General features: G+C 51.8%; 17 protein-coding genes. 10 read left to right on the top strand and 7 right to left on the bottom strand.

What is annotated here, in order from left to right; genetic code table 11:
- The first annotated feature begins 4 nt into the window (after positions 1-4).
- The 3 genes from LGT44_RS13270 to LGT44_RS13280 all read left to right on the top strand — a co-directional run bounded on the left by LGT44_RS13270 (position 5) and on the right by LGT44_RS13280 (position 2,039).
- Entirely contained in the window at positions 5-916 is a 912-nt protein-coding gene (locus LGT44_RS13270) for a LysR substrate-binding domain-containing protein (protein WP_268866474.1), read from the top strand.
- 61 nt (positions 917-977) lie between these two features.
- Entirely contained in the window at positions 978-1,361 is a 384-nt protein-coding gene (locus LGT44_RS13275; RefSeq protein WP_225690873.1) for a DUF2750 domain-containing protein, read from the top strand.
- Between the two features lie 90 nt (positions 1,362-1,451).
- Positions 1,452-2,039, top strand: coding sequence for a glutathione peroxidase (locus LGT44_RS13280; RefSeq protein ID WP_145470114.1), 588 nt, complete (start codon positions 1,452-1,454; stop codon positions 2,037-2,039).
- A gap of 355 nt (positions 2,040-2,394) precedes the next feature.
- Here the strand turns inward: LGT44_RS13280 and LGT44_RS13285 are convergent, their stop codons facing one another.
- On the bottom strand, positions 2,395-3,129 hold the full coding sequence (locus LGT44_RS13285; protein ID WP_230332500.1) for a helix-turn-helix transcriptional regulator: 735 nt from the start codon (positions 3,127-3,129) through the stop codon (positions 2,395-2,397).
- 113 nt (positions 3,130-3,242) lie between these two features.
- Here LGT44_RS13285 and LGT44_RS13290 point away from each other — a divergent pair, with 113 nt between their 5' ends.
- Together LGT44_RS13290 and LGT44_RS13295 are read left to right on the top strand one after the other, a co-directional pair.
- Positions 3,243-4,187, top strand: coding sequence for a carbon-nitrogen hydrolase family protein (locus LGT44_RS13290; RefSeq protein WP_230332499.1), 945 nt, complete (start codon positions 3,243-3,245; stop codon positions 4,185-4,187).
- Positions 4,188-4,232: 45 nt separating this feature from the next.
- Positions 4,233-4,706: a hypothetical protein gene (locus LGT44_RS13295; RefSeq protein ID WP_145470118.1), complete on the top strand. Its 474-nt coding sequence runs from the start codon at positions 4,233-4,235 to the stop codon at positions 4,704-4,706.
- On the opposite strand, the gene LGT44_RS13300 is transcribed toward LGT44_RS13295, so the two are convergent.
- Positions 4,695-5,291 (bottom strand): VF530 family protein, encoded by a 597-nt coding sequence (locus LGT44_RS13300; protein WP_230332498.1) that lies wholly within the window; start codon positions 5,289-5,291, stop codon positions 4,695-4,697. The genes LGT44_RS13295 and LGT44_RS13300 overlap by 12 nt on opposite strands.
- A 165-nt stretch (positions 5,292-5,456) precedes the next feature.
- Between LGT44_RS13300 and LGT44_RS13305 the strand changes: the two genes are divergently transcribed.
- From LGT44_RS13305 to LGT44_RS13315, 3 genes are all read left to right on the top strand, one after another.
- Complete coding sequence (locus LGT44_RS13305) at positions 5,457-5,936, top strand: MgtC/SapB family protein (RefSeq protein WP_230332497.1); 480 nt, start codon at positions 5,457-5,459, stop codon at positions 5,934-5,936.
- A 99-nt stretch (positions 5,937-6,035) separates the two neighbouring features.
- A complete protein-coding gene (gene yegD / locus LGT44_RS13310; protein ID WP_230332496.1) occupies positions 6,036-7,415 on the top strand; it encodes a molecular chaperone in 1,380 nt (459 codons plus the stop codon).
- A 227-nt stretch (positions 7,416-7,642) separates the two neighbouring features.
- Entirely contained in the window at positions 7,643-10,930 is a 3,288-nt protein-coding gene (locus LGT44_RS13315; RefSeq protein WP_230332495.1) for an InlB B-repeat-containing protein, read from the top strand.
- 45 nt (positions 10,931-10,975) lie between these two features.
- Here the strand turns inward: LGT44_RS13315 and LGT44_RS13320 are convergent, their stop codons facing one another.
- Together LGT44_RS13320 and LGT44_RS13325 are read right to left on the bottom strand one after the other, a co-directional pair.
- A complete protein-coding gene (locus LGT44_RS13320) occupies positions 10,976-12,940 on the bottom strand; it encodes a phytase (protein ID WP_230332494.1) in 1,965 nt (654 codons plus the stop codon).
- A gap of 110 nt (positions 12,941-13,050) precedes the next feature.
- Positions 13,051-15,792 carry a TonB-dependent receptor gene (locus LGT44_RS13325; protein ID WP_230332493.1) on the bottom strand — a complete coding sequence of 914 codons (2,742 nt, stop codon included), beginning with the start codon at positions 15,790-15,792 and terminating at the stop codon, positions 13,051-13,053.
- Positions 15,793-16,277: 485 nt separating this feature from the next.
- Between LGT44_RS13325 and LGT44_RS13330 the strand changes: the two genes are divergently transcribed.
- Together LGT44_RS13330 and LGT44_RS13335 are read left to right on the top strand one after the other, a co-directional pair.
- Positions 16,278-17,189 (top strand): GGDEF domain-containing protein, encoded by a 912-nt coding sequence (locus LGT44_RS13330; RefSeq protein WP_145470132.1) that lies wholly within the window; start codon positions 16,278-16,280, stop codon positions 17,187-17,189.
- Positions 17,186-18,226 (top strand): AraC family transcriptional regulator, encoded by a 1,041-nt coding sequence (locus LGT44_RS13335; RefSeq protein WP_230332492.1) that lies wholly within the window; start codon positions 17,186-17,188, stop codon positions 18,224-18,226. Before LGT44_RS13330 ends, LGT44_RS13335 begins: the two co-directional genes overlap by 4 nt.
- Before the next feature lie 19 nt (positions 18,227-18,245).
- On the opposite strand, the gene LGT44_RS13340 is transcribed toward LGT44_RS13335, so the two are convergent.
- The 3 genes from LGT44_RS13340 to LGT44_RS13350 all read right to left on the bottom strand — a co-directional run bounded on the left by LGT44_RS13340 (position 18,246) and on the right by LGT44_RS13350 (position 24,229).
- Positions 18,246-20,705: a fatty acid cis/trans isomerase gene (locus LGT44_RS13340; RefSeq protein ID WP_230332491.1), complete on the bottom strand. Its 2,460-nt coding sequence runs from the start codon at positions 20,703-20,705 to the stop codon at positions 18,246-18,248.
- A gap of 102 nt (positions 20,706-20,807) precedes the next feature.
- The gene (locus tag LGT44_RS13345; protein ID WP_230332490.1) at positions 20,808-21,476 is read right to left on the bottom strand and encodes a glutathione S-transferase; all 669 of its coding nucleotides are present in this window, start codon (positions 21,474-21,476) and stop codon (positions 20,808-20,810) included.
- 437 nt (positions 21,477-21,913) lie between these two features.
- Entirely contained in the window at positions 21,914-24,229 is a 2,316-nt protein-coding gene (locus tag LGT44_RS13350; protein ID WP_230332489.1) for a methyl-accepting chemotaxis protein, read from the bottom strand.
- Positions 24,230-24,231: the final 2 nt, after the last annotated feature.

Here is a 24,231-nt window from a genome sequence, read left to right on the forward strand (position 1 = left end):
AAAGATGCAATCAATACCCCAGTGGGAGGGCATCCGTGAGTTTGTGGCGGTGGCGGAATCCGGCAGTTTTACCGCGGCGGCGGTGCAGCTTGGGTTGTCTACCGCGCAGGTGAGCCGTCAGGTGCGGGCGCTGGAGCAGCGTCTCGGCAGTGAGTTGCTGTTCCGTACCACGCGACGGGTAGCGCTGACCGAACCCGGACAACTCTATTACCAGCACTGCCGCCTGCTGCTGGATGGTCTGGCCGAGGCGGAGCTGGCGCTGGGCAATCTGCAGGCTACGCCGCAGGGTAAGCTGCGCATCACTGCGCCGATGAGCTACGGCGAGCGCCATATTGCGCCCTTGTTAAATGACTTCGCTCTGCGTTATCCGCAGATTCAGCTGCATTATCTGCTCACCAACGAAAAGCTCGACCTGGTCGGCGGCGGTTACGATATGGCCGTGCGACTTGGCAAACTCGATGACGACCGGCTGGTGGCGCGGCGCCTGGCATCGCGCGAGCAGTACACCTGCGCTTCGCCGGGCTATCTGGCGGCCCATGGCGAGCCGCATTCGCTGGCGGAACTGAAGCAGCATAATTGTCTGGCCGGTACCCTCGATTACTGGCGTTTTCAGGAACAGGGGCGCGAGCGTGTGGTGCATATCAGCGGCAGTCTCAGTGCTAACAGTGGCCCGGCGCTGCTGGATGCGGCGCTGAAAGGCATCGGTATCGTGCAGCTGCCGGATTATTACGTGCAGCCCTATATTGAGCGCGGCGAGCTGATCAGCCTGCTGCCGGCCATCCGCCCCTCGCGTGAAGGTATCTGGGCGCTGTATCCGCCAAGCCGCAATTTATCGCCCAAGGTGCGCCTGCTGATTGATTATCTGGAGCAGCAGCTGAACGGAGCGGGCAGCGATCCGGACGCTGAATATCTGTAATGACTTAACCGCTACGAGTCCTTATAGTGCGCTTTTTAACGCCCGCATTAAGGCACGCATCATGAGCTATACCCTCAGTCAGAAAGAACATCAGGCCAGCCTGAAACTGTCGAATCATCAGCGCTATCAGTATTTTATCGACAAGGTCGTGGCGCACGGCGAAATCTGGAGTCTGGCCAACGACGAAGGCTGGGTAACCCTGACCTCAGAAGGCGATAACTGCCTGCCTGTCTGGCCCCATGCAGACTATGCCGCTGAATGGGCAAACGGCGAGTGGGAAGACTGTGCCCCCAAAGTCGTACCACTGGATGTCTGGCTGGAGCGCTGGACAGCGGGCCTGACCGCCGATGAAACCTATCTGGTGGTGTTCCCCAACCTGAAAGAAGAAGCGCTGCTGGTTGAGCCGAATGAGCTCGATGAAGCCCTGCGTGAGGCGATGGAATAAACCCGCCTTTAGCGGCGCTCATTGCTTGTTGTATAGGTTTTGTATAGTGTTGATGTTCTGTGACATCAACCCTTTCCTGCGGAGAACACCATGACTGTTATTCCCCTGCTTAAACGACTCGCCATGAGCGCTTTGCTGCTCAGCGTCAGCGCCTGTTCAACCCAGGCGGTTGCCATCGATCGCAGTGCTTTTACCACCACCGCTGAGGGCAATGCCTGTGCACCGATTTTTCAGCATAAAATGAAAAAGCTGCACAGTTCCAAAACGCTGGATCTGTGTGAAGTGGTGCAGGGCAGACCGGTACTGTTAATCAACACCGCCAGTCATTGTGGCTTCACCAAGCAGTTTGGCGATCTGGAAGCCATTCACGAAAAATACAAAGACCGTGGCTTGGTGGTGATTGGTGTATCGTCGGACTCGTTTGATCAGGAAGCCAAATCGGAAGAAGAAGCGGCGACCATCTGCTTCGAGAATTTTGGTGTCAGCTTTACCATGCTGGCGACCGTGCCGGTAAAAGGCGATAACGCTCATCCCCTGTTTAAAGAAGTAGCCCGCCAGGACACAGCACCGAAGTGGAATTTTTACAAATACCTGATTAACCGCGACGGTCAGATCATCAGCTCCAACTCCAGTTTTACCATTCCCGGTGACGACGATATTGAAGCGCTGTTGCGTTAATGTCCGCGTTATTTAACGTCACCTTAAAATGCAAAACCGGGTTTTTACCCGGTTTTTTTATGCGTTTTTATAACAGAACGATCTTCTTGCTAGGGCCTGTCGACACTAAGTAAATCCAGCATGCTGAGAGCCAGTTTTTCTCAGAACAAGGAGAGAGGAGTGATATTAGCGGGCTAAATGAATGACGAACGACGATGTTAATGGGGAAAACAGGCCTCAGCCCGAAGGGTTATGGCTAAAAATCCCTCATCCAGCGTTGCTGTTCGCTCGCTTAACCCGTTAGGCCACACTCTCAGCGCCTTGCCTGAGAAATTTTTAGCCGATAACAGGTCTGTTTAATTAGTGTCGACAGGCCCTAGGAATAAAGATGAAATTCTTTCAGCCCCGAAAGAATGGCAGAAGGGCGGATGCCAAATATTTTTTTGTAAGAATTACTCAGGTGAGCGCTGTCACTGAAACCGCTGTTCAGTGCTGAGTGGGTAATGTTGCGGGTGTTATGCACATCGCGCATAAAAATAGCCAGCCTTGACCACAGGCTGAAATGCCGGAACGAAATACCGGTATGTTGTTTAAATAAATGGTTCAGACGCGAATTCGATAAGCCAATCCGGGCGGATAATTCATCCTGTCGCCAGGGGTATTCATCTTTCTGTTGCATCAGTTGAATACATGACGCCACTCTGCGGTCGTAGCTGTTAATGTCTGCCTTCAGGGAATAGCGGATAAGTGCCGATAAATCAGCATTTAATGCCCGTTGTTCAAACCCTTTGCGACACTGATCCAGGTTGGCAATATCAAAAACAGCGGCATCATTACGTAAAAAATTTGCGCGTAATGTTCTTCCCTGCAGTGAATTGACCTCAAAATACAGCGTGGCCATATCCTCACTTTGGCAGTCAACAATATGAGCAGTACCTGCATCGATTAAAGCGCTGCGGCAGCGAACCATCGTCTGGCCACGAAGCTGAACATTAAAATGTCCTGACAGTCCCAGCAGTAATACCAGAGCGCCATGCCGGTGCTCTGTTGTTAAACCGAAATTACCGAGATACACCGCCTGTTGCGGGCGTATGTGCAGAATGCTGTTCATCGTTAGCGTAGCCTAAACTTACAAGTTATAAACGCCGGGCGCTGTTAAGCTTCAACGCATTGTGCTGCATAAAGTAACACAAAAAATAATAACAGGAACCGGGAGTCTTGATCGTGAACATTGCCCCCAAAATACGTGTTGCTGCTTTGCAGACCGATACCCGTATCGGTGATACCCAGCGCAATCTTGCACATTGTGAAGAGCTGGTTGCGGAAGCCTGCAGGGACGGAGCCGAATGGATTGCGTTGCCGGAATTTTTTAATACCGGCATTGCCTGGGACCCTGCTCTGGCCGCCGCGATTGAAGATGAAAATGGCCCGGCTGCACATTTTTTACAACGCCTGTCAGCTCAGCACGGTGTTGTACTGGGTGGATCATTTCTTTGTCGTCTGGCGGATGGTCATGTGCGTAACCGTTACCTGTGTTTTAACCGGGGAGAGCGGCTTGGTTACCACGACAAGGATTACCCCACGATGTGGGAAAACGCCTTCTATGAAGGCGGCGCAGAAACGGACAGCGGTGAGCTGGGCCAAATCAACGGCGTCCGTGTTGGCGCTGCTGTGTGTTGGGAATTTATGCGCACAGCAACTGCACGGCGTTTACGCACCAGGGTAGACGTTATTATGGGCGGCTCGCACTGGTGGAGTATTCCGCAAAACTGGCCGTTATTGTATGCCTGGCTTGAGTCCGGCAACCGCAAGAATGCTTTGCAAGCTGTACAGGATACGGCGCGTTTGGTGGGAGCGCCGGTTATTCACGCGTCACACTGTAATACCTTCCGTTGCCGTATGCCCGGGTTGCCGCTCTCTTATCACGGCCATCTGGAAGGGCAGGCCGCCGTTATTGATGCTCAGGGCAATGTTATTGCCAGTCGCAGCTATCAGCAGGGGCCGGGAGTGGTGGTTGCCGATGTCTGTTTACAGGCTCTGACCCCGCCTGATCCGCTTCCTGAACATATCTGGTTACGCTCGCGGGGAGTGGTTCCGGCGTTGTCCTGGCATTTTCATGGCATGTTGGGACGCCGCTGGTATCGGCACAATATTCTGCGCGCGCGCTGAGCCAGTGCTGCTGACGCTATCTGTTTAATTTGGATGGAAAATACAATGTCTGAACTGATGATAGGCCGTGCTCAGGCTGTTGACCTGAGTACGGTGTCTGTTTCCTGGCTATTGGTAACGGCCGCACTTGCGTTGCTCATATCACTGGTTGAAGCCTGGATCGCAACGCTGATTGTGTATGTCAAAGTAAAACCGTTGAAACGTCTGTTTCCGGCACCGCATAACCTGATCCGTTCTCATGTGGATTATACGATTATGACGGCGCTGCTGGGGTTCAGCTATTTTGCGGTAATACAGCTGGCTATTGATTTGCCGGATACGATTATTGTGCTGCTTTGTATCGGGGTTCTGTACAACCCGTTTGGCTTTCTGGTGAAAGCAATCTGGCCGAATGCGGGCCACAGCGATACGTTCTGGGGAAAACTGGGTGTATGCATCGGTTTTCTGCCAGCCAGTATCGGCTTTGGCTATGTCATGATTATGATTCTGCTCAGACTACCGGGCGGATCAATCGGTTGAATTCCGCGCTTTGGCCCAGGGATCAACCTTGGTGCCGGACGCTGGCTTATCACGTTTTTCTGCGGCTTCAGTGCTTTGGTTGTGTCTGGACGGGCGCTGTTCAGAGCGGGCGGCAGGGCGCTGTTCAGAGTGGGCGGCAGGGCGCCCTGAGGTTTGTTGCCCGGAACGCTGACCCGGGCGTTGACCTGAACGCTGCGGACGTCCGCCACGGCCAAAGGCCGCTGTTTTTTCTGCCTGTTTGGCCCGCATGCGCTCGGCGTCTTCCAGGCTCAGTACGGCAGGTTCGCCCGGAGTCTGGTCGGCCGGAATAATGCGGTCACGGGGTGGCAGAAAAAACTGCTTACCCATTGCCCGCGGCAGGCTTTTAAACTGATACAGATAAAAGGCTTCTACTTTTTCCCGCGCCCAGTCGGTTTTTTTCAGGAATTTTACGCTGGATTCAATGCTGGGTTTGGTTTTAAAGCAGTTGATATTCAGATACGCATGCAGGATTTCAAAGCCATAATGATCAACAAGTTCAATCAGCAGATTTTTTAAACTGACCCCGTGCAGCGGGTTGTTCTGGTAATTGACCTGATCGTTCATGGCGGTATCCGGTAGGAAGAATGAACGCTCTATTGTACGGATTTCAGGCGGGCGATCCTATAGCGGTTTTGTAGCCGGGAGTAATGCTTGCAGAAACAACCTGTCTCCCGCTTTTCTCTTCACAATCAGCGCTGCTAAACTCGTGGTTAATAACGGAGGTTATCGATGATGCTGACTGAATTTCTGAGTGTTGATCCGCTGAGCTGGCCGGCAATTGCCGCCTGTTTACTGTGTGGCTCCATTGTTGGCCTTGAACGCCAGCTGCGGGGCAAGCCGGTGGGCATCCGCACCTCATCGCTGATTGTACTTGGCACCTATGTGTTTATTGCTTTATCACAGGCGGTCACCACCGATGCGACCGATGCCTCGCGTATTATCGGCCAGGTGGTAACCGGTGTTGGTTTTCTCGGCGCCGGAGTCATGCTGGCCAAAGACGGTATGGTGCTGGGCGTGACCTCGGCGGCGACCATCTGGGCGCTGGCTTCCATCGGTATCTGCGTGGCGGTGGCCAGCCCGCTGGTGGGTATTAAGCTGGCGTTGCTGGTGGTCGCGATTCTGGTCGGCGTCGATATTCTGGAAAGCTATTCCAGCATGCTGACCCGCGGTGTGCATGCCCGCTACAGTGCCTGGCGTCAGCGCCGCTGATTTTTGTGGCTGTCTTTAGCGGCAGCCATTCTCCGACGTCCTTCCTTTTCCTCTCCGCCCTGTGCTACCTTGCGCCGCTTTTTTGCAGCGGGGTTTTTTATGATCTGTGGTTTTGACTATGGCACATCCAACTGTGCCATCGGTGTAATGGCACAGGGGAGTGTCAATCTGCTGCCGGTCGACGGCGAAAAAACCTTTATGCCATCGGCACTCTATGCACTGGCACGCGAATTAATCTGCGAGCAGGTTGGACTGGGGCTGCCTGCCGGTACGTTGCGTGATGATTTCCTGCTCAGCCGTAAAGTGCCGTTACAGCAGGCACTGCGGGCCCGCCGTGAGCTGGAGTTAAGCAACGATGAGCAGGTTATGTTTGTTGGTCATCAGGCCTTTGCTCATTATTTTGCCGATCCGGAAGAGGGCTACTTTGTTAAGTCGCCGAAATCCTTTTTAGGGGCCAGCGGCTTACGGCCGGAATTTGTGCATTTTTTTGAAGATATCGTCACCGCTATGATGCAGACGGTAAAACAGCGTGCTGAGCAGGCTTGCGGAAAAACACTGACCCACACCGTAATTGGCCGGCCGGTTAATTTTCAGGGCTCACGCATCAGCGATAACAGCGCAGAACAAAGCAACCAGCAGGCGCTGGCTATTTTAACCGCCGCAGCCAAACGCAGTGGTTTTCAGCAGGTTGAATTTTTATACGAGCCAATCGCTGCAGGCTTAAGTTTTGAACGCAATCTTGCTGATAATAAAACCGTGCTGGTGGTTGATATCGGTGGTGGTACGTCCGATTGTGCCATGGTGCGCATGGGGCCAGATCACCGCGGGCGCAGCGAGCGCAAAGCGGATTTTCTCGGTCACAGTGGTGAGCGGGTCGGCGGTAACGATCTGGATATTCAGCTGGCGGGTAAACAGCTGATGCCACTGTTCGGCATGACCGCGCCATTAAAAAGCGGCAAGCCCATGCCCACCAAAACCTTTCTCGATGCCGTATGCACCAACGATGTCGGCGCTCTTGGCCGTTTCAGCAGCCTCGACACCGGACTCTACCTTGAGCAATTGCAGCGTGATTGTTTACAGCCGGAATTAATTGCCCGGTTAATCCGCCTGCGTGATAACAAGCAGAATCAGCAACTGGTGCGCAGCGCAGAAAATGCCAAAATTGCCTTATCCGACAGCGATAACACCTGTGTGGCACTGGATTATATTGAAACCGGGCTGAACACCCATATTCAGCGCACAGAGCTTGAACAAGCGATCGAACGTCCGCTGCAGCGTATTATGGCGTTAATGCAGGAAGCGGTTGCTCAGGCCGGCGTACAGCCGGATCTTATTTTTGTGACTGGCGGCAGTGCCCGTTCGCCGGTTATCCGTGAGGCCGTTGCCCGGGTGTTTGGCAATATTGCATTACTGGACGGTGATCATTTCGGCAGCGTGGCATCGGGCCTGACGGAGTGGGCGGAGAAAATTTACCGCTGATTTTTCAGCCTGCCAACTGACCGCCGGTAGGGTATCGCGGCGGTCAGTGTAAGAGGCTTGCCCGATGTTTCATCCATTCTGGTTACATCTTTCAATCTTTTGGCCAGTATAGCTTGTGTCAGTATTCGCTTATTGTCAGGAATTATTCTGATGAGACCTGTGATATGAGCGCCTTTTGTTTGCCTGAGCACAGGCCCACCTCTTTATTTCTTGCTGCAGTTATGTGTTTGACCACGTTTCTGCTTGCGTCTTTTCCTGTTTATGCTGAAAAAGTGGTAGAAAAAAATCTGACACTGACAGCGTTTATTGGTACCGATTCGACCGCTGTCCGCCTCAGTGATAATTCGGCGGGTGCAGATATTATTGATGGGCTGAAGTTTTACCGTAGCAGTAACAACGATTGTGACAGTGAAAATTATGCTGCCTGCAGTTCCGGGCAGATGGATATTTTCAGCCGTAATGGTAGCAACAGTAATATTATTACCGACACCGCTGCGCAGTTAAATCAGACCGGTTATTACCGTTTCCAGCAAGGCAGTTTTTTCAGTGATCAGATTGGTGTGACGGCCGGAGAGCATCTGACCGCAATGCCGGTGCGCTTTGGCCATGCAACGGTGAAGTTTAAAAATAAAATATGGGTTATTGGTGGCCGTACCCGCAGTACTTTTGACAATGATGTCTGGTCATCCAGCGATGGCGTGTCCTGGGTGCTGGAAACCGCCCATGCTGCCTTCAGAGGGCGCGCCGGACATTCGGTTGTCTCTTTTCCCGATCCTGCAACCGGCGAGGAAACATTGTGGCTGACAGCCGGTATGACCTGGGACGGAATTCCTTTTAATGATATCTGGTCGTCAGCGGATGGTGTTAACTGGACTCAGGCTTATCCTACAGACCCGGCCTCGGAACGTTTCCAGCGCCGTGATCAGACCCAGCTGGTTGTTTTTCCTGATCCGGTAACGGGCAAAGATAAACTGTGGCTGATTGGTGGTGGTTTTAATTATTTGCAGGTTGGTGTGCATTTTTTCGGCGTCCTTAACGATGTCTGGTCGTCTGTCGATGGCAGAAACTGGGTCGAAGAAACCAGCAGTGCTGCATTCCCGCCACGATTATCCCATCAGGTGGTTGTTTTTCCTGATCCGGTCACTCATGAAAAGAAACTCTGGTTGATCGGTGGTGGTACGGGTGGGGCCGACAGAATTGACGACTACAGGCATGATATCTGGTCATCAACGGATGGTGTTAACTGGGTTCAGGTAAGAGAGACCAGCCCGTTTTCTCGCAGAACTCATCACCAGACCGCCATTTTTACCGATCCGGTGGATGGTATTGAAAAAATCTGGCTGATGGGTGGTTTCTTTATGGGGACTACTCTGGGCGATATCTGGTCGTCTGCGGATGGCGAAAACTGGCAGAAGCGGCTTGAGCGGGGAGCATTTGTATTTGCCAGCCGTTATGGGCTGGAAGTCTTTACGGACCCTCTGACCGGTCAGAAAAGGATGTGGAAAATTGCTGGCAGAACACCAACCAATGGTCCGGAAAAAGATATCTGGGTATCCGACGACGGCGTTAACTGGGCGCAGGCTTACCAGCGACAGCTGACATTATCTCCGACCTTTTATGATATTACGGCTCCGGCAATCAGAAGCGGGAAAGTATCTCCGGCTACCACCTCACTGGTGCAGGGGGGCAATACTACGCTGACCGTTGTACCGGATGCTCATTATCGTATTCAGAATGTGATGGGGTGCGATGGGGAATTAACCGGCAATCTTTATCAGATTAATAATATTGCCGCTGACTGCATTGTCATCGCTCAGATGGCGGCGATTCTTTATACGGTTAATACCCAGTCAGAAGGTCAGGGGGTGCTCACTCCGGCGCAGAAAATTGCACAGGAGGGCAGTAATCTGCAATTAACAGTGACGGCGGAGCCTGGCTACCGGATTGCCAGTATCGGTGGTTGTGATGGCTCTTTGTATGGGGATGTTTATCGTATTAATAACCTGTCTGCTGACTGTACAGTCAGCGCTGTATTTGAACGCATTACCTATCAGGTCAGCACTATGGTCAGTGCTAACGGCAGTATTACGCCGGTTGATCCGCGGGTGATTGAAGGTGAGGCGCTTGAGCTTAGCGTAACCCCTGACGCAGGTTTCCGGCTAAGCCGCATTGAAGGCTGTGGCGGAGAATTAACCGGTAATAATTACCGTATTGCAGCGGTAACGGCAGATTGTTCGGTAACGGCGGTATTTGAACCGATTATGTTCACTGTAACCGCTGTTGTGACGGGTGACGGCTTTATCACACCAGAAAGTGTAACCGTTGTCGAAGGTGAGGCCGCTGAACTGACGGTTACCGCGGGAGCGGGTTTTCATTTAAGCCGTATTGAAGGCTGTGGCGGAGAATTAACCGGTAATAATTACCGTATTGCCGTGGTAACTACAGACTGTACAGTAACGGCTGTATTCGAGCCTGTCATGTTCACTGTCACCACCGTAGTGACCGGGCATGGCAGTCTTACACCAGCGAATGTGACAGCGGTTCAGGGCAGTGCTGTCAGTCTGGCTGTTAAGGCTGAACCTGGTTCCCGTTTAAGCAGTATCGTTGGTTGTAACGGAGAGTTAACCGGCAATAACTATAATATTGCTGCACTAACGGCAGACTGTTTGGTAACAGCTGTCTTTGAACCTATTACTTATCAGGTCAGCACACTGATCAGCGGTAACGGCAGTATTACGCCGGCCAATCCGCGGGTGATTGAAGGTGGGGCGCTGGAGCTTACCACTATCCCTGATGCAGGTTTCCAGCTAAGCCGTATTGAAGGCTGTGGCGGAGAATTAACCGGCAGCGTATACCGTATTGCAGCGGTAACGGCAGACTGTTCGGTAACGGCTGTCTTTGAAGCGGTTATGTATACCGTTACCAGTATCGTGACCGGAGGCGGTACGGTAAGCCCTGCGCTGATAACCGTCGCCGGGGGAGCGGATGTCAGCCTCAGTATCAATGCGGATGACGGATATCAGTTAACGACGGTCAGCGGCTGTGACGGGGAGTTATCCGGTAACAGCTATACGATCAGCACACTGCAGGCAGATTGTTCGGTTGCGGTACATTTCAGCGCGGTGGAACCGGCGGTTATTTTTGTCGCCACGCCGGTGTTTAATATTCCGGCAGGAACTTACTCTGCTGCCCAAACGATCACCATCAACAGTGCCAGCGAGGATGTCAGTATCCGTTATACGCTGGACGGCAGCAGCCCGGATATTAATACCGGCCGTGTGCTGAATAATGGTGGTACAGTGCTGTTGACTGAATCCGCACAGCTTAAAGCAATTGCCGTTGATGCTGAGGGCAATACTTCGGAGCTGTTACAGGCAACGTATCGTATTGAAAAGAACAGTACGGCTGCCGGCAATAACTCATCAGGCAGGAACAGTGGTGGGGCGTTGAGTCTCTTCTGGCTGTTGTCTCTGGCACTGCTTGCGACGCTGACCGACTGGCGCAGGCTGGTATAAAAAAAGCGGGCCTGTAATCAGGCCCGCGATTTTTACAGTGTGCGGTTATGGTTTGAGTACAGACTGAATCAGCGTCTGAATATCCTGCCAGTTCACATATTTAAAATTCTGATTTTCTTCCGGCAGAAAGTTACGGCCATCCTGCACAACTAACATGCCCTGCGGATATTCGGCGCCCAGATTGGCTGCGGTAACCGTTAAACCATCGGTTTCTGAGGCACCATCAATGCCTTTTTCAGCGTTAATACCCACGCGGAAGCGGCCAATATATTCATAGGGTGCTTCGGCCTGATAAAGTACATAGCTGTCGTTGCCCTGGCTGGAAACTACCAGATAGGCTTCTTTTTCATTACGGTAAATATCCATACCTTCAATATCGGCGACCAGAATGTCGGAGGCTGCTGCGACCTGAGTGAGCCTTTCTCCGGCGTTGGCTTCCGCGCCAATAGTCCAGATAGCAAGATCTTCCTCACCCAGGAATAACTGCTGCTTTGTATCATCAGCGGCACAGCCTTCCGGTTGGGAATTGACGCGGAATTCACGCACTTTGTTGCCACTCCAGCCATTGGCCGAGTCGGTAATTTCATATTGCTCAAAGCGCCCGTCTTCGTCGTTAATAAAAACAAAAAACTGTTCTTTAAGGTTTTTGTACATGCACAGGCCGTAGACATTATCCAGAGTGGTGATAATTTCAGTGGTGGCACTGACATGTCCGCTTAACGGATCAATATGAAATAACGCAATGGCCTGGCGGTCACGCTGGCTGGCTGCGGCAATATCCGCAGGCTGGTTTTTAAAGGTAAAGCCCTGGCGCACATCGACATTATTAACCCTCCCGGCCTGCAGTTCCTGCAGCTCCTGACCATTAAGATCATAAACATAAAGACCGAATTTTTTATTGGTGCCTAAAATGCGGCTGTTTTCCGGTGTGTGAGTATTTACCCAGATAGCCGGATCGTCGGCAGCATCGCCGGTTTTCCGTACCGGTGTTGTTTCTGTATGGGCAGCAATTTCCGGGATATTTTCCTGATTACGTGCCTGTTGTGGCAGGTGAATATTGCTGCTGAATAACTGGCTGCTGTTATCATCCAGAATAATCAGACGGGTTGTACCATCGCTGTTAATGGCGGTACGCAGGCTGTCAGCGGCCAGTGACTGGTCAAGAATAACTGCGCGGCCAGCGCCCGTTGGCTGCGTGCTGCCCGCCTGTGGTAAAGGATAGTGGTGCAGAATATTGTGACCCAGCTCGGCGATAAACAGTTGTCCCTGGCTGATGGCTAACGGACCGCTGTTGCTGTGCAGCTGGCCCCACGGCTGCACCAGATCAACGGCCTGACGGCTGACTTCACTTTCGGCGCGGGCGTTATAGGCCCAGACGCCAACATTTTCTTCGCTGACAAACAGCTGACCGCTGACATCATCGGCTACACAATATTCACTGTTGGGAGGCAACGGGAAGCGGCGGATTTCCTGCTGAATTAACACCTTACCGTCGCTTTTAATTAACAGCTGGTGCGCCATCTGTTGCTCGTCGAGTACAAATAACTGCAGTGGCGATCCGGCCGGTTGATACAGGCAGATACCTTCAACCGGGTAGGTCAGCGCCTGGCCGAAGGCCAGATCGGTAATACGCTGGTTGTTAATGCGATAGCTGACCGGGCGGTTATTTTCTTTATCGATACTGACAAACAGCATGCCTTGCTGATCACGGCGCTGATCAATAAATTCAGCCTGAATGTCTTTTTTATCCAATAGGGTAAAGTGGCTGTCCTGTAATTGGATACCGTTATCCGCTCCGGTACTGAGCCAGAATTTTTGTGTGGTATCTCCTGCGCTGCTGATCAGAATAGCCTGCTCGGCGCTTACCGGCAGAAGGCTTGCCGCCAGCGTTGCAGAAGGCAGGCGGGGCTGATGACCTGTGTTTTCAGGCAGGTCGTTACTGGCACAGGCGGCGAGCAGCAACGACAGGGTGGCAGTGCTCAGGGCGCGGTTAAGGTTACGGATAGTCATAAATTAAGTCTTTCTCTTTATATCGTTGTGCATCGGTGTGAACGGCAGGTTGGTATGAATCAGCAGATTAAAAAACCGGACCCATAACAGGTCCGGCTGGCTTCTGACAATCAGAAACTGGTGTAGCTGATACCTACACGGTAGGTCGGACCGTAGTCTTCATACTGTGCGTTGTAGCGTTCTTTGTTGACGTAGGCGTAATACGGTTCATCGGTAATATTGGCGACTTCAAAACTGAGTTTCAGTTGTTCGGTCATTTTGTAAGAGGCATTAAAATCGAGCTGGGTCTGGGCGCTTTGGTAAACATCACCTTTGCTGTTTTCCAGATTGCCGACTTCGGCCAGATATTCCGATTTATAGTTGGTTGCCAGACGCATGCTCAGGCGCTCATTTTCGTAACCGATAATAAAGTTACCGGTCAGGTCTGATTGATTCGGCAGGCTGATATCACGTTTCAGCAGAGTGCCGCTGTCATAGGCCGATACGGTTGCATCTGAGCGGGTAAAGGTCGTGTTGGCGGCGAGCAATAAGCCATTAAAGGGTGCCGGCAGCATTTCCAGTTTGTGGGAAAATGCCAGTTCCAGACCGTTCAGCGTGGCCTGATCACCGTTGCGGAAGGTAATTACCTCGTCATACGCAGCGTAGCCGGTAGAGCCTGCCAGATCGGTTTCATAAATAAAGTTGTCAATTTTTTTACGGAATACAAAGGCCGACAGAGTACCGGCGCTGCCCATAAAATGTTCGATGCCAAGGTCAAAGTTGGCGGCTTCCAGCGCTTTCAGATCCGGGTTGCCCAGTTCGGCTTCGCTGCCGTCATCGGTAAAGTTCGGGCGCATCTGTTCAAAGGTTGGGCGAACGACGGCATTGGTCCAGGCAGCCCGCACCTGAGTACTGTCGGCCAACTGCCAGCGAGCCTGTACCGATGGCAGCACATGGCTGTAGTCGTTGTCTTTTTTAACGGTGATCAGTTCATCGCTCTGGTTCAGGGCATTGCCGCGTGCGCTGATTTTGGTTTGCTCATAACGTACACCGGCAATTACCCGCAGTTCGTCAGCATCTATACGGCCCATCAGGTAGCCGGCATTGATATCTTCGTCGATGTCGTAGTCTTCCAGTACGGAGTCTTCATCATCGAATGCGTCGGCACGGTCCAGGGTTGCCATATAGCTGCGCACTTTCGCGCTGGAAATTCCCGGCCCAAAACGTCCCAGGCTGTAATCACGTTCGCCACTGGCGAAACCACTCATAGAAACAGAACTGTCTTCTGACAGGTCTTTATATTTCCAGGTATCAGCATCCTGAGATTTTTCACGCATTTTGGTTTTGGCACCAAATTTTACCAGTGCAGGATTATCCGCCAGATCGAAATCACGGGTAATATCCAGCTGCGCCATGGTTTGTTTATCTTCGGTATAGCTGCGCGTACGCTCGATTTTATCCAGCTCATATTGTGCCGGATCGTAAAAAGCGGAAGGAGCATTAATACGTGGCTTACGGCTGTTGCTGAAGCTGAGCCCGGTAATATCCGAGGTGCTGACAAAATCGGCGCCGGCGATGGTGTCGGGTTCATCTTCTGAGGCTTTGCTGATGCCGACTTTGTATTCCACGGTCCAGTCACCGATAAAATGATTGGCGCCCAGGGTTGAGGAAACAATTTTTTGCGTTTCTTCACGATCTTTCAGCGAGCGGACGACTTCAGCATCACTGCTTTCGCCCAGACCGATGGCATCGGAAAATTCAATTTCGTTGGCAACCCGCTGTTCGTTATCACTGAACTTGCTGTACAGGTTGTGCATATAAAAGCTGTGATTAACGCCATGTTCGTAATCCAGGTTCAGTGCGGCACCTAAGCGTTCACGCTCGATACTGTATTCGCGCTGTTCCAGTTCTTCGAGTTTTGCACCGCTATCAAAATCCCAGGCACCACCGGTTTCAACGTTATCTGAGCCGAATTTCCGGTTATCAAAACTCAGTGCTGCAGCAACCCCCAAACGACGGTCGTTACCGAAATCAAAGGTATTGCCACCGGCAACAGAATAAGCCGGGTTGGTTTGTTCGCTTTGCTCGTCATAGCTCAGCTGCGTGGCGGCGGAATAAAATGCCCCTTCACGGTCGAGTGCTGAAATACTGTTAATTTCAACGGCGCCACCAATGGCATTGGCATCCATATCCGGAGTCAGGGTTTTGGTGACCACCAGTGAACTGAGCAGATTCGATGGAATTACATCGAGGGCAACCGAGCGACTGCCGGCTTCCGGCGCCGGAATTTGTGTGCCGTTAACGGTTACGCTGTTTAAATCGGAGCTGATGCCACGGATACGGACAAAACGGCCTTCGCCCTGATCACGTTCGATGGATAAACCCGGCACACGCTGCAAGGCTTCAGCGGCGTTGGCATCCGGTAATTGACCAATGGCATCGGCATTAATAACGCTGATCATATTGTCGGCGTAACGCTGGCGATCAAGGGCGCGCTGCATTTGTGCTGCCTGGCCAATCACCAGAATTTCTTCTACCTCTTGTTGTGCGTTATTCAGCACAATATTGGCCGTCAGGGTTTCGCCATCGCGGATGGTGATGGTGCGGCTGTCGACGGTCTTGCCACCGACCACGGTACTTAACAGGTAATCGCCGGCCGGAACTTGCGGTAACCGGAAGCGTCCGCCTTTGGCGGCCAGTACTTCACGGTTCATGCTGGCATCGCCCGGCATTTCCAGACGGATAACGGCACCGCTGTATACGGTTTGATTGCGGGTGTCGCTGACCCGGCCTTCGAGGTTGCCATCGGCCTGGGCCAGTGCCGCGCAGCTGAGGGCAATGACCGCCGCCAGTGGCTTAATGCAAAAATTCATGCTCGTCTCCATGTCGTTCTTTATCGATCGTTTTTATATCTGCCCAGGGCCTGTCGACAGATCCTGGCGGGCAGCAGGTGGCGCGACGGTAGAAAGAGCGTATGACGGTTCTGTGACAGCCAATCGGTGATGCGGCATAAAACGACGGTTTTCAGCGGCTTTCAGCCTGATAATGATCCGATTTAACCCTTGTGGCTGATAACGGCAGACGGTGTCAGCTCCGGGTAACAGCCGATCAGGGTTAAGGTTTGCGTAGATGTTTACAGGATGGCTGAGCCCGGTCAGAGCGGGCGCCGCCGGAATAATCGCAGATTGTGACAGGCAGAAAACGGCCGGTAAAAACGCAAATAATGCTGCACCGTGCTGAGCTGAATTAACCCCCGGGGTGATTTGTGCCGCATTAACGTCCTTATGCCGGATTGTCATGCGGTTGTCATAAAGCCCTGCTAGTTATGCCAGCCATTATTGTTTGGCGGTATTTTTTTATGTTCAGCACGTTGTTTTTACATCGGCGCAAATTACTGTTGGTTTTTGGTTTAGCGTTGGCATCGGTTGTGGCGTCGGTATTGGTCGGTGATGCCAAACACTGGCGTGAAATTGATTGGCTGGATGTTTTGGGTGAGGGTGGCAGTGCAGTGGCAGTCGCCATCTGGATGCTGTTGATTCTGGGTAGCCGCCCGGCGGGCAGGGTAACGGATCTGTTGACGCTGGGACTGGGGTTTATTTTTCTGGCGATGTGGCAGGATAACCTGGATGAATTTATCCGTATTCCTGCAGAGCAGTGGTGGGACGCCTGGCTGGAATCGGTTGCCATGCCTGTTGGTATTGCGTTGCTGACGTATGGTTTATTTCACTGGCACAGTGAGCAGCTGTCGATTAATCGTCAACTGGCCAAACGTGAGCGGTTATTCCGCGAACACCGTTTTATCGATGGTCTGACTCAGCTTGGGCGCGCCGATTATTTAAAAGAACAATTACAACAGCATTTAAACAGCACCCGGCCGATGACGCTGATGATGGTTGATATTAACGATTTCAGCAGTGTGAACCGTCGTTTTGGTCATCGTGAAGGGGATCGTCTGGTACGCGAGATTTCTGAACTGCTGTTGCTGAATCTGCGTCAGAGCGATCTTATTTGCCGTTATGCCGGCGACCGCTTTGCTCTGCTGTTACCCGGAACGCAAGGTGAAGCCGCCTTGCAACTGGCGCAGGAGCTGGAGCTGGCGGTGCAGCATTTTGCGTTTAAACACAGCCAGACGGGAGAAACACTCTATCAACGCATCAGCATAGGCCTGACCGAATGCCGCCCTGGCGATCAGCCTGCTCAGAGTATTGAGCGGGTTAATCAGGCCTTGCTGACGGCACAGCGTCAGCATGGCTGTTTTCTGGCTGCATGACGATGTATTGCGGTCGCTGGTATGAGCGTGACGAGCGGTTTATCGCCGCTCATCATCAGCCGGCTCTGCTGATTGACCTGTTACTGGCGCGCGATATTTCCAGCCATAAAATACTGCGCGGCAGCGGTCTTTTTTATGATGATATTCTGACCGGCAATCATTACCTTTCCCCCGCACAATTACAGCAGCTCATTATAAACGGGCGGAAATTACTGCCTGAAGAGGATTTAAGTTTTCGCTGGGGTGACAGTTTATGGCCCGGACATTATGGCGTATTCAGTCAGTTGCTGGCCAATGCCCCGGATCTGGCAAGAGCACTGCAGGCGCTGGTGGACTTCCGGCACTTTTTATCACCGCTGCTGTCTCCCCGTATTTATCAGGACGAACGTTATTGTTACGTGCAGTGGCTGGATGCCTGCGGCCTGCAGGATGAGCGGCGTTTTATGGTTGAAACAGCAATGACCGGATTAACCGCCACGAGTCGCTGGCTGGCACAGGAAACTTTACCCTGGCGCTATGGTTTCAGCTATGCGCGCCCGGCACAGGACGAGCAGTATCAGGTATATCTGGGGCCGGATCTGCATTTCTCGGTCGGTGTGGATGTGATGATGATTGAAAAACACTGGCTGGAAAAAGCCTGGCCGCGAGGTTCGGCAACGGCTTATCAGGTTGCTTTGCGTGAAGCGCAGCCACTGATTGGCAGGGAAGAGGCCACGAATGGATTTAATGAAGCGGTGTATCATTATTTAACCCGGCAGTTGCGTACACCGCAGAGCTTGCCGGAGGTTGCCCGGGCTTTTGCCATGAGTCCGGCGACTTTTAAACGGAAACTGCAAAAGCACCACTGCCATTTTCAGCAATTGCAGGATCAGGCACGGCTGCATGTGTGCCTGTATTTATTCCACATTAATGGCTGGACCAATGAACAGGTGGCGCATTATCTGAATTTTAATGACACCACCAATTTCCGCCGCGCCTTTAAGCGCTGGTCGGGTCTGACACCGAGCGACAGCAAACAACGATTATTGTTTGCCTAGGGCTGGTGTGGCAGAGACCTTAGCGATTTTCCAGACGGTTATAATCCAGCAGCCCGGCATTCAGCGGATCATTGCGTAAGTACCACTGATGTATCTGATCGCTGTGCGTCCAGAACTGCGGGTCCGTTCGGCGTACGGAAAAACGGTCGGCCAGTTTTTCGTAATCATCTTCATCTGTCAGCCCGCTTACTGCACTGACAAAATCATTCAGGCGGAACGATGAAACACGATAATACGCCGATGGATAGGAGCCGATAATTCCGGGTACCAGGGTCAGATAATCCTCTTGTGGCAGGCGGTTTTCTTCTTCGTAGAGCAGTCCGGTCAGGTTGCTGTGACCGCTGTTGCGAATCAGTGTAAATACCTGACTGTCTCCCTGCATGTTTTCAACCAGCAATAACGATATTTCCGGCATCAGTGTTGCGGCCTGCCCCTGTACCCGGTTAACACGGCTGAGAATATTCAGCTCCTGTGGGGTAATCCGGCGTGCAAGATTGTACTTATCTTCCAGTACCGGCTGCAGGTGCTGGCGCAGTTTTTCATACAACTCGGCCTGTGGGTTCTGGCTGTGATAGGTAATCGCCGGATCGTTGAGGATGTGTTTCTCATAACTGACCAGATGTTGTTTTACACTATCGGATGCATCGCGATACCAGTAGTTTGCCAGGCGTACGCGTTCTTCTTGCGGCAGCAGAGCAAGGAAATTAGATTCTCCTTCCATACGCAGAAAATCCATATATAGACGGGTCATCAGCTGATGACCGATGTTGCCGTAGACATCAAACTCAGCAACCAGCAGATAGTGAATTCGCTCCAGTAATGAGTAGTTAATAACCCAGGCCGTTTTCGGGTGCTGGCCTACCATGCCTTTTACGACAGTCGAGCTGTCAAAATGACGGAAAATTGTTAAGGCTGCATTGGCATTCTGTATCGCACCGGATGAGGATTGTTTTTTCCGGGTGGAAACGCTGTTATTGCCAGGCCAGATCAGGTTCAGATCAACGGCATTACCATCGGGAAATTTTTCTGCCAGAGCAACATTCTTGGCATCCAGATATTCATTGTGCAGGCTGGAGTAACGCAGCCAGTTGGTGATAATTCCGGAATTACTTTCTGCCTCTCCGGGTAAACGAAGATGATCACTTTGATCTATCAGAAACTGACTGTAGTCAGGGTCTTTATGCATTTCCGGGTCAACAAAAAATACCCAGAAATGGTCGTCGATGACGTTCAGGGCAACCTGTCCGCGGCACACCGGGCCTTTAATAAATCCGGTGATGATGTATTCGGATTCTTCCAGCATAAAACGGTAACGGGCATTGACCGGTAGCTGAGAAAAAGCAATGAACGGATTGGCTGCGGTTTCCGGTTTATAATCGGGCAGATAATCCACCTTATATTCAGGCTCGATAAACAGAGCCTTAATCCAGTCCATACGTTCGTTATTCAGGCGGTAAGGCATATGGGTTTTTGCAACAACGCTGCTGCTGTCGCGCAGTAGTCGGTAATAAACACGCTTAACCTGCGGGTCATCGTAAGGCCGGCGTGTTGCTACCGGATTGATGGGCAACCCTGGTGGCGTGGACGAACGCACCAGCTTGAAAAAGTATTCCGGCCGGTTAATGGGTTGTTGATTGCGGAATAATGGCTCGGGAGAAAAATACAGGCTGGCCAGAAACAAATGTTCGTAAATATAGCGACTGGTCAGTCGTTGCTTTAAATTGTCCTGATTCAGGAAAGCTTCCCAGTGTTCAACTTCGGCCTGTATCGCATCAGGCAGGGGAAGATCCGCTGCCAGAGCCGCGCCATCTTTCAGCCATTGGGTAAGTTTGGAATATTCATCATTGCTGAGTGCCGGTAATGCGTAGGGCATGCCCCACAGTGGATGCTTATCAGCATATTCAGCAAATTCTTTCTGGGTCGGACACTGCTGGCTGCGGTTCAGACCCAGCTCAAAATCATCGTCGTCGAGGAGTTTTTCTGCAGGCAGCGGGTTGTTCGCTTTTAATGTCAGCATCTGATAAAGAACGCTGTTCTGCAGATTAATTTCAGCCGTTTGTGAACGCTCGTTGAGAACCGGGAAAAAATCTTTCTTACGCCATTCTTCGGTGGTTCGTGCATCAATGCCGAGGCGGGTGGGTTCACTGGCGAGAATTCGGGTACCATCGTACACCAGAGTCTTATTGGCACCGCGCATAATCCCTTCCGGGGATGACAATTTAAGCTGGCAGGGCGCATCGTAACAGCCATGACAAACCACGCAGCGGTTTTCCAGAATCGGACGTATATCCTGGCGATAATGGCGTGCCTGGCTGCTGTTGGCTTCGGCTCTGCGATCGGTAATAACGGTTTTACCAAAAAGTTCATCAGCGCTCAGGCCAACGCCGACGGTTGCGCAACCGGCAATCAGAAGTGTCAGAAGGCCAGGTTTGAAAAGACGGTAAAGACGGGGAAAACGCTGTCGCAGCAGAGCAGACATAAAGACTCCAGGGCAAAAAACTCTGCTTATTATAGCGGCGCCCGGATAAGCATAACAGCCGGAAGGCGGAGCCTCCGCGGCTGTCAGGTTTTGCTGCAGCTATCAGGCGTAATCGTAAGGGCCACCTTTTTCCAGTGCTGTCTGGTAGGTTGGTAAAGCGTGAACGCGCTTTACCCAGGCGGCAATGTTCGGATATTCAGATGCCTGGCTACCACGATTAAGAGCGGCTTCCAGAGGGAATATCAGCTGGAAATCGGCACCGGTTATCTGCTCTCCTGCGAACCAGGAGTTACTGCCCAGATGTTGCTCAATATAACGCAGGTTATTCTGCACATTAGGACCAACATAGCTTTGCATGACTTTGTCGGCGATACCGCGGGCAATGGGTTTGATAAAAAATGGCATTGGAGCCGTTTTGATTTTATTAAAAATCAATGACATCACCATCAGTGGCATTAATGATCCTTCGGCATAGTGCAGCCAGTAAAGATATTGCCAGTAGGTGGCGGAGCCTTCTTCAGGCAGAAAGCGTTCTTTGCCATAAGTGCGGATTAAATATTCGATAATCAGCCCGGATTCAGCAATGGTCTGGTCACCGTCGGTAATAACCGGTGATTTACCCAGTGGATGGATGGCTTTCAGGCTGGCGGGCGCCAGTGATGTTTTGGCATCACGTTCGTAATGCTTGATGGTGTAGTCAACGCCCAGCTCTTCCAGTAACCAGATAATACGCTGTGAACGTGAGTTGTTCAGGTGATGCAGTGTGATCATAAATCATTCTCTGGGTTGCAATATGAAATCAGTGCCTAGGGCCTGTTGACACTAATTAAACAGGCCTGTTATCGGATAAAAATTCTTCAGACAAGGCGCTGAGAGTGTGGCCTAACGGGTTAAGCGAGCGAACAGCAACGCTGGATGAGGGATTTTTAGCCATAACCCTTCGGGCTGAGACCAGTTTTCCCCACTAACTTCGTCGCTCGTCATTCATTTAGCCCGCTAATATCTCTCCTTGTTCTGAGAAAAACTGGCTCTCAGCAGGCCCGATTCACTTAGTGTCAACAGGCCCTAAGAATGCAGGTAAAATCATTCATTGCGCAGAGTCATTTGTGCCAGTGGATTATTTTTACCCGGGAAGGAAATCGCTGCCCTGTGGCGTTTGGAAGGCCCGGTGTGCGTTCAGATTTTTATCCGCACACCGGTCAGGGGTATCAGAATTTAAACTCGCTGATCTGACTGCGGATGGTGGTGGTGATGTTATCCAGATCCGCACTGGAATTCTGAATCATGGCCGTCGCATCAAGGATGCCATCAGACAGGTCTTTTACATGGGTAATATTGCGGCTGATTTCAGTGGTTACACAGCTTTGCTCTTCCGCTGCCGTCGCGATCTGGGCACTCATTTCTTCCATCTGATCGATCAGGGCTGACACTTCGTCCATCAGGCGAGCGGTTCCTTCCACTTTTTCCAGACTGTCGTCCGTGCCTTCCTGTGATGTGCTCATGGCCTGTTGTGCACTGCTGACGCATTGTTGCAGTGACTGAATTTTGCTGCGGATTTCTTCGGTGCTCTGCGCGGTGCGGGAGGCGAGTGTCCGGACTTCATCGGCAACCACGGCAAAACCACGACCCTGTTCACCCGCACGGGCAGCCTCAATGGCCGCATTCAGCGCCAGCAGGTTGGTTTGTTCGGCAATGGTCTGAATCACATCCAGCACCGCACCGATACCTTCGCTTTCTTTGGCCAGTTGTTCCATGCCAGCAATAGATACGCTCATATTTTGCTGCAGCTGGTTGATGGTGGTGCGTGCGGTGTTGGACATGTCGTGGCTTTCTTTTACCCGGTTACGGGTGTTGCGCATATTTTCGGCGGCCAGCTCGGCGTGGCTTGCCACTTCACTCACTGACGCGCTGACTTCGGTGGTGGCGGTTGCTGCAGAATTCACTTCTTCGTTTTGTTGGGTCACCTGATCGGCTGTAGCGTTACTCGATTTTTTCAGTTGTTCCGAATGGCGGGTCAGGGTATCTGCGGTCTGCTGCATTTCACCAAAAAATGATTGCAGCTGACGGAATAACTGATTCAGTGCCTGACCCAGCTGAACAAATTCGGCAGCACCTTTTTCGCTGAAGGTTGCGTTTAGTTCGCGCCGTTCAGCGACCTGACGAATCCGGTCAATCACATTGACAATCGGGCGGGTGACGCGGTTACCGCTCCAGATACCAATTGCCGTCATCAGACCGGCCATTACCAGGATCAGAATGATGCTGTTACGGATTAGTGTGTCTGTCATCTGGCTGACCGTTGCATAGGCTTCATCGCGGTCAATCTCGCTGATCAGTGCCCAGCGGGTGCCGACAAAATCGATATAGGTATAGGCCGACAGTACGGGAACATCACGGTAGTCGTTGATGGTTTGTATACCACTTTCGCCCTGTAATGCTTTTTTGACCGATGGCGTATCCAGCGGCTGCAGGCCAATGGAGGAATTGCGCTGATCAATTTCATTCAGCAGCGTTTTGGATAAGCCAGCCTGCTGCAGAGCCTTAAGATAGGCGGTTTTGTCTTCGATTAAAAAACGGCTCTGACTGCGCGGTGTCATATCCTGGCCGACCAGATAGCTTTCGCCGGATTGGCCAAAGCCGACTTCAGCCCAGCGGCTGTCGTTGGTCATAATGCCGTTAATTTTATCGACCGGCATCTGAAAGATCAGGACTCCGCTGCGTTTACCATCGGTAAAAATGGGCGTGGCAATAAAAGAGGCCGGGGCATTGTAAGAGGGCATGTAAACGGCAAAATCACTGAATGCGACCTGGCCTTCTGGCAGGCTCATGGCTTTGTTGAATACGTCGGCGATGCCACTGTCTTTATAGGGGCCGGTGCGCAGAGAGGTGGCAAAATCCAGCTCTTTAAAGACCGAGTAAATAATATGCCCGCTGTCAGCATCGGCGATAAATACATCGTAATAGCCAAAGCGCTGCTGAAACTGACGCAGATAAGGATGAATGGTGCGGTGCAGCTCATCGTATTCAGTACCATTGTTGAGCGCGATCAGTTCGGCTTTGGCGCCCAGCGGGTGACTGTTGCCGCTGATATAGGCACTTTGCAGATAACGGGCATTATCACCCAGCTGGGAATATAGCTGCTGTTGCGGCGCATTCTGGCCGTCGTTCAGTCTTGCAAAGGTGGCGTTGAAATCGTTGGCGTAGTAGTTTTTTAACGGCTGTTCATCGAGTGCTTCGCCGTACTGCAGCGGGTAATCGAAGAACGCGGTTTTCAGCAGCACGGCAGATTGCTGGATCAGTGGGCTGCTGCTTAAGGTAATCAGCTGGGATTCAAGAGTTGCCAGATAGCGTTCGATGCTGGCTTTATTCAGGTCACGGCGGCTGATTAATGCCTGAACAACCTGTTGGTCAGCACCTTCCCTGGCGGTGGTTACGGAAGTCTCACTGCCAATGAAGGCTGTCAGAATAACGGCGCAGAGGGTGCTGGCAACAATCGTCAGTACCAATTGATGTTTTACATTCATTA

It is taken from the genome of Thalassolituus alkanivorans, from assembly GCF_020447205.1.
Classification (GTDB): Bacteria; Pseudomonadota; Gammaproteobacteria; order Pseudomonadales; family Oceanobacteraceae; genus Venatoribacter; species Venatoribacter alkanivorans.

Coding starts and splice junctions, on each gene's coding strand:
- LGT44_RS13330 (WP_145470132.1), top strand. CDS start 16,278: ATGTTCAGCACGTTGTTTTTACATCGGCGCAAATTACTGTTGGTTTTT.
- LGT44_RS13335 (WP_230332492.1), top strand. CDS start 17,186: ATGACGATGTATTGCGGTCGCTGGTATGAGCGTGACGAGCGGTTTATC.
- LGT44_RS13280 (WP_145470114.1), top strand. CDS start 1,452: ATGACTGTTATTCCCCTGCTTAAACGACTCGCCATGAGCGCTTTGCTG.
- LGT44_RS13305 (WP_230332497.1), top strand. CDS start 5,457: ATGATGCTGACTGAATTTCTGAGTGTTGATCCGCTGAGCTGGCCGGCA.
- LGT44_RS13345 (WP_230332490.1), bottom strand. CDS start 21,476: ATGATCACACTGCATCACCTGAACAACTCACGTTCACAGCGTATTATC.
- LGT44_RS13350 (WP_230332489.1), bottom strand. CDS start 24,229: ATGAATGTAAAACATCAATTGGTACTGACGATTGTTGCCAGCACCCTC.
- LGT44_RS13270 (WP_268866474.1), top strand. CDS start 5: ATGCAATCAATACCCCAGTGGGAGGGCATCCGTGAGTTTGTGGCGGTG.
- LGT44_RS13320 (WP_230332494.1), bottom strand. CDS start 12,940: ATGACTATCCGTAACCTTAACCGCGCCCTGAGCACTGCCACCCTGTCG.
- LGT44_RS13340 (WP_230332491.1), bottom strand. CDS start 20,705: ATGTCTGCTCTGCTGCGACAGCGTTTTCCCCGTCTTTACCGTCTTTTC.
- LGT44_RS13325 (WP_230332493.1), bottom strand. CDS start 15,792: ATGAATTTTTGCATTAAGCCACTGGCGGCGGTCATTGCCCTCAGCTGC.
- LGT44_RS13300 (WP_230332498.1), bottom strand. CDS start 5,291: ATGAACGATCAGGTCAATTACCAGAACAACCCGCTGCACGGGGTCAGT.
- LGT44_RS13285 (WP_230332500.1), bottom strand. CDS start 3,129: ATGAACAGCATTCTGCACATACGCCCGCAACAGGCGGTGTATCTCGGT.
- yegD (WP_230332496.1), top strand. CDS start 6,036: ATGATCTGTGGTTTTGACTATGGCACATCCAACTGTGCCATCGGTGTA.
- LGT44_RS13295 (WP_145470118.1), top strand. CDS start 4,233: ATGTCTGAACTGATGATAGGCCGTGCTCAGGCTGTTGACCTGAGTACG.
- LGT44_RS13275 (WP_225690873.1), top strand. CDS start 978: ATGAGCTATACCCTCAGTCAGAAAGAACATCAGGCCAGCCTGAAACTG.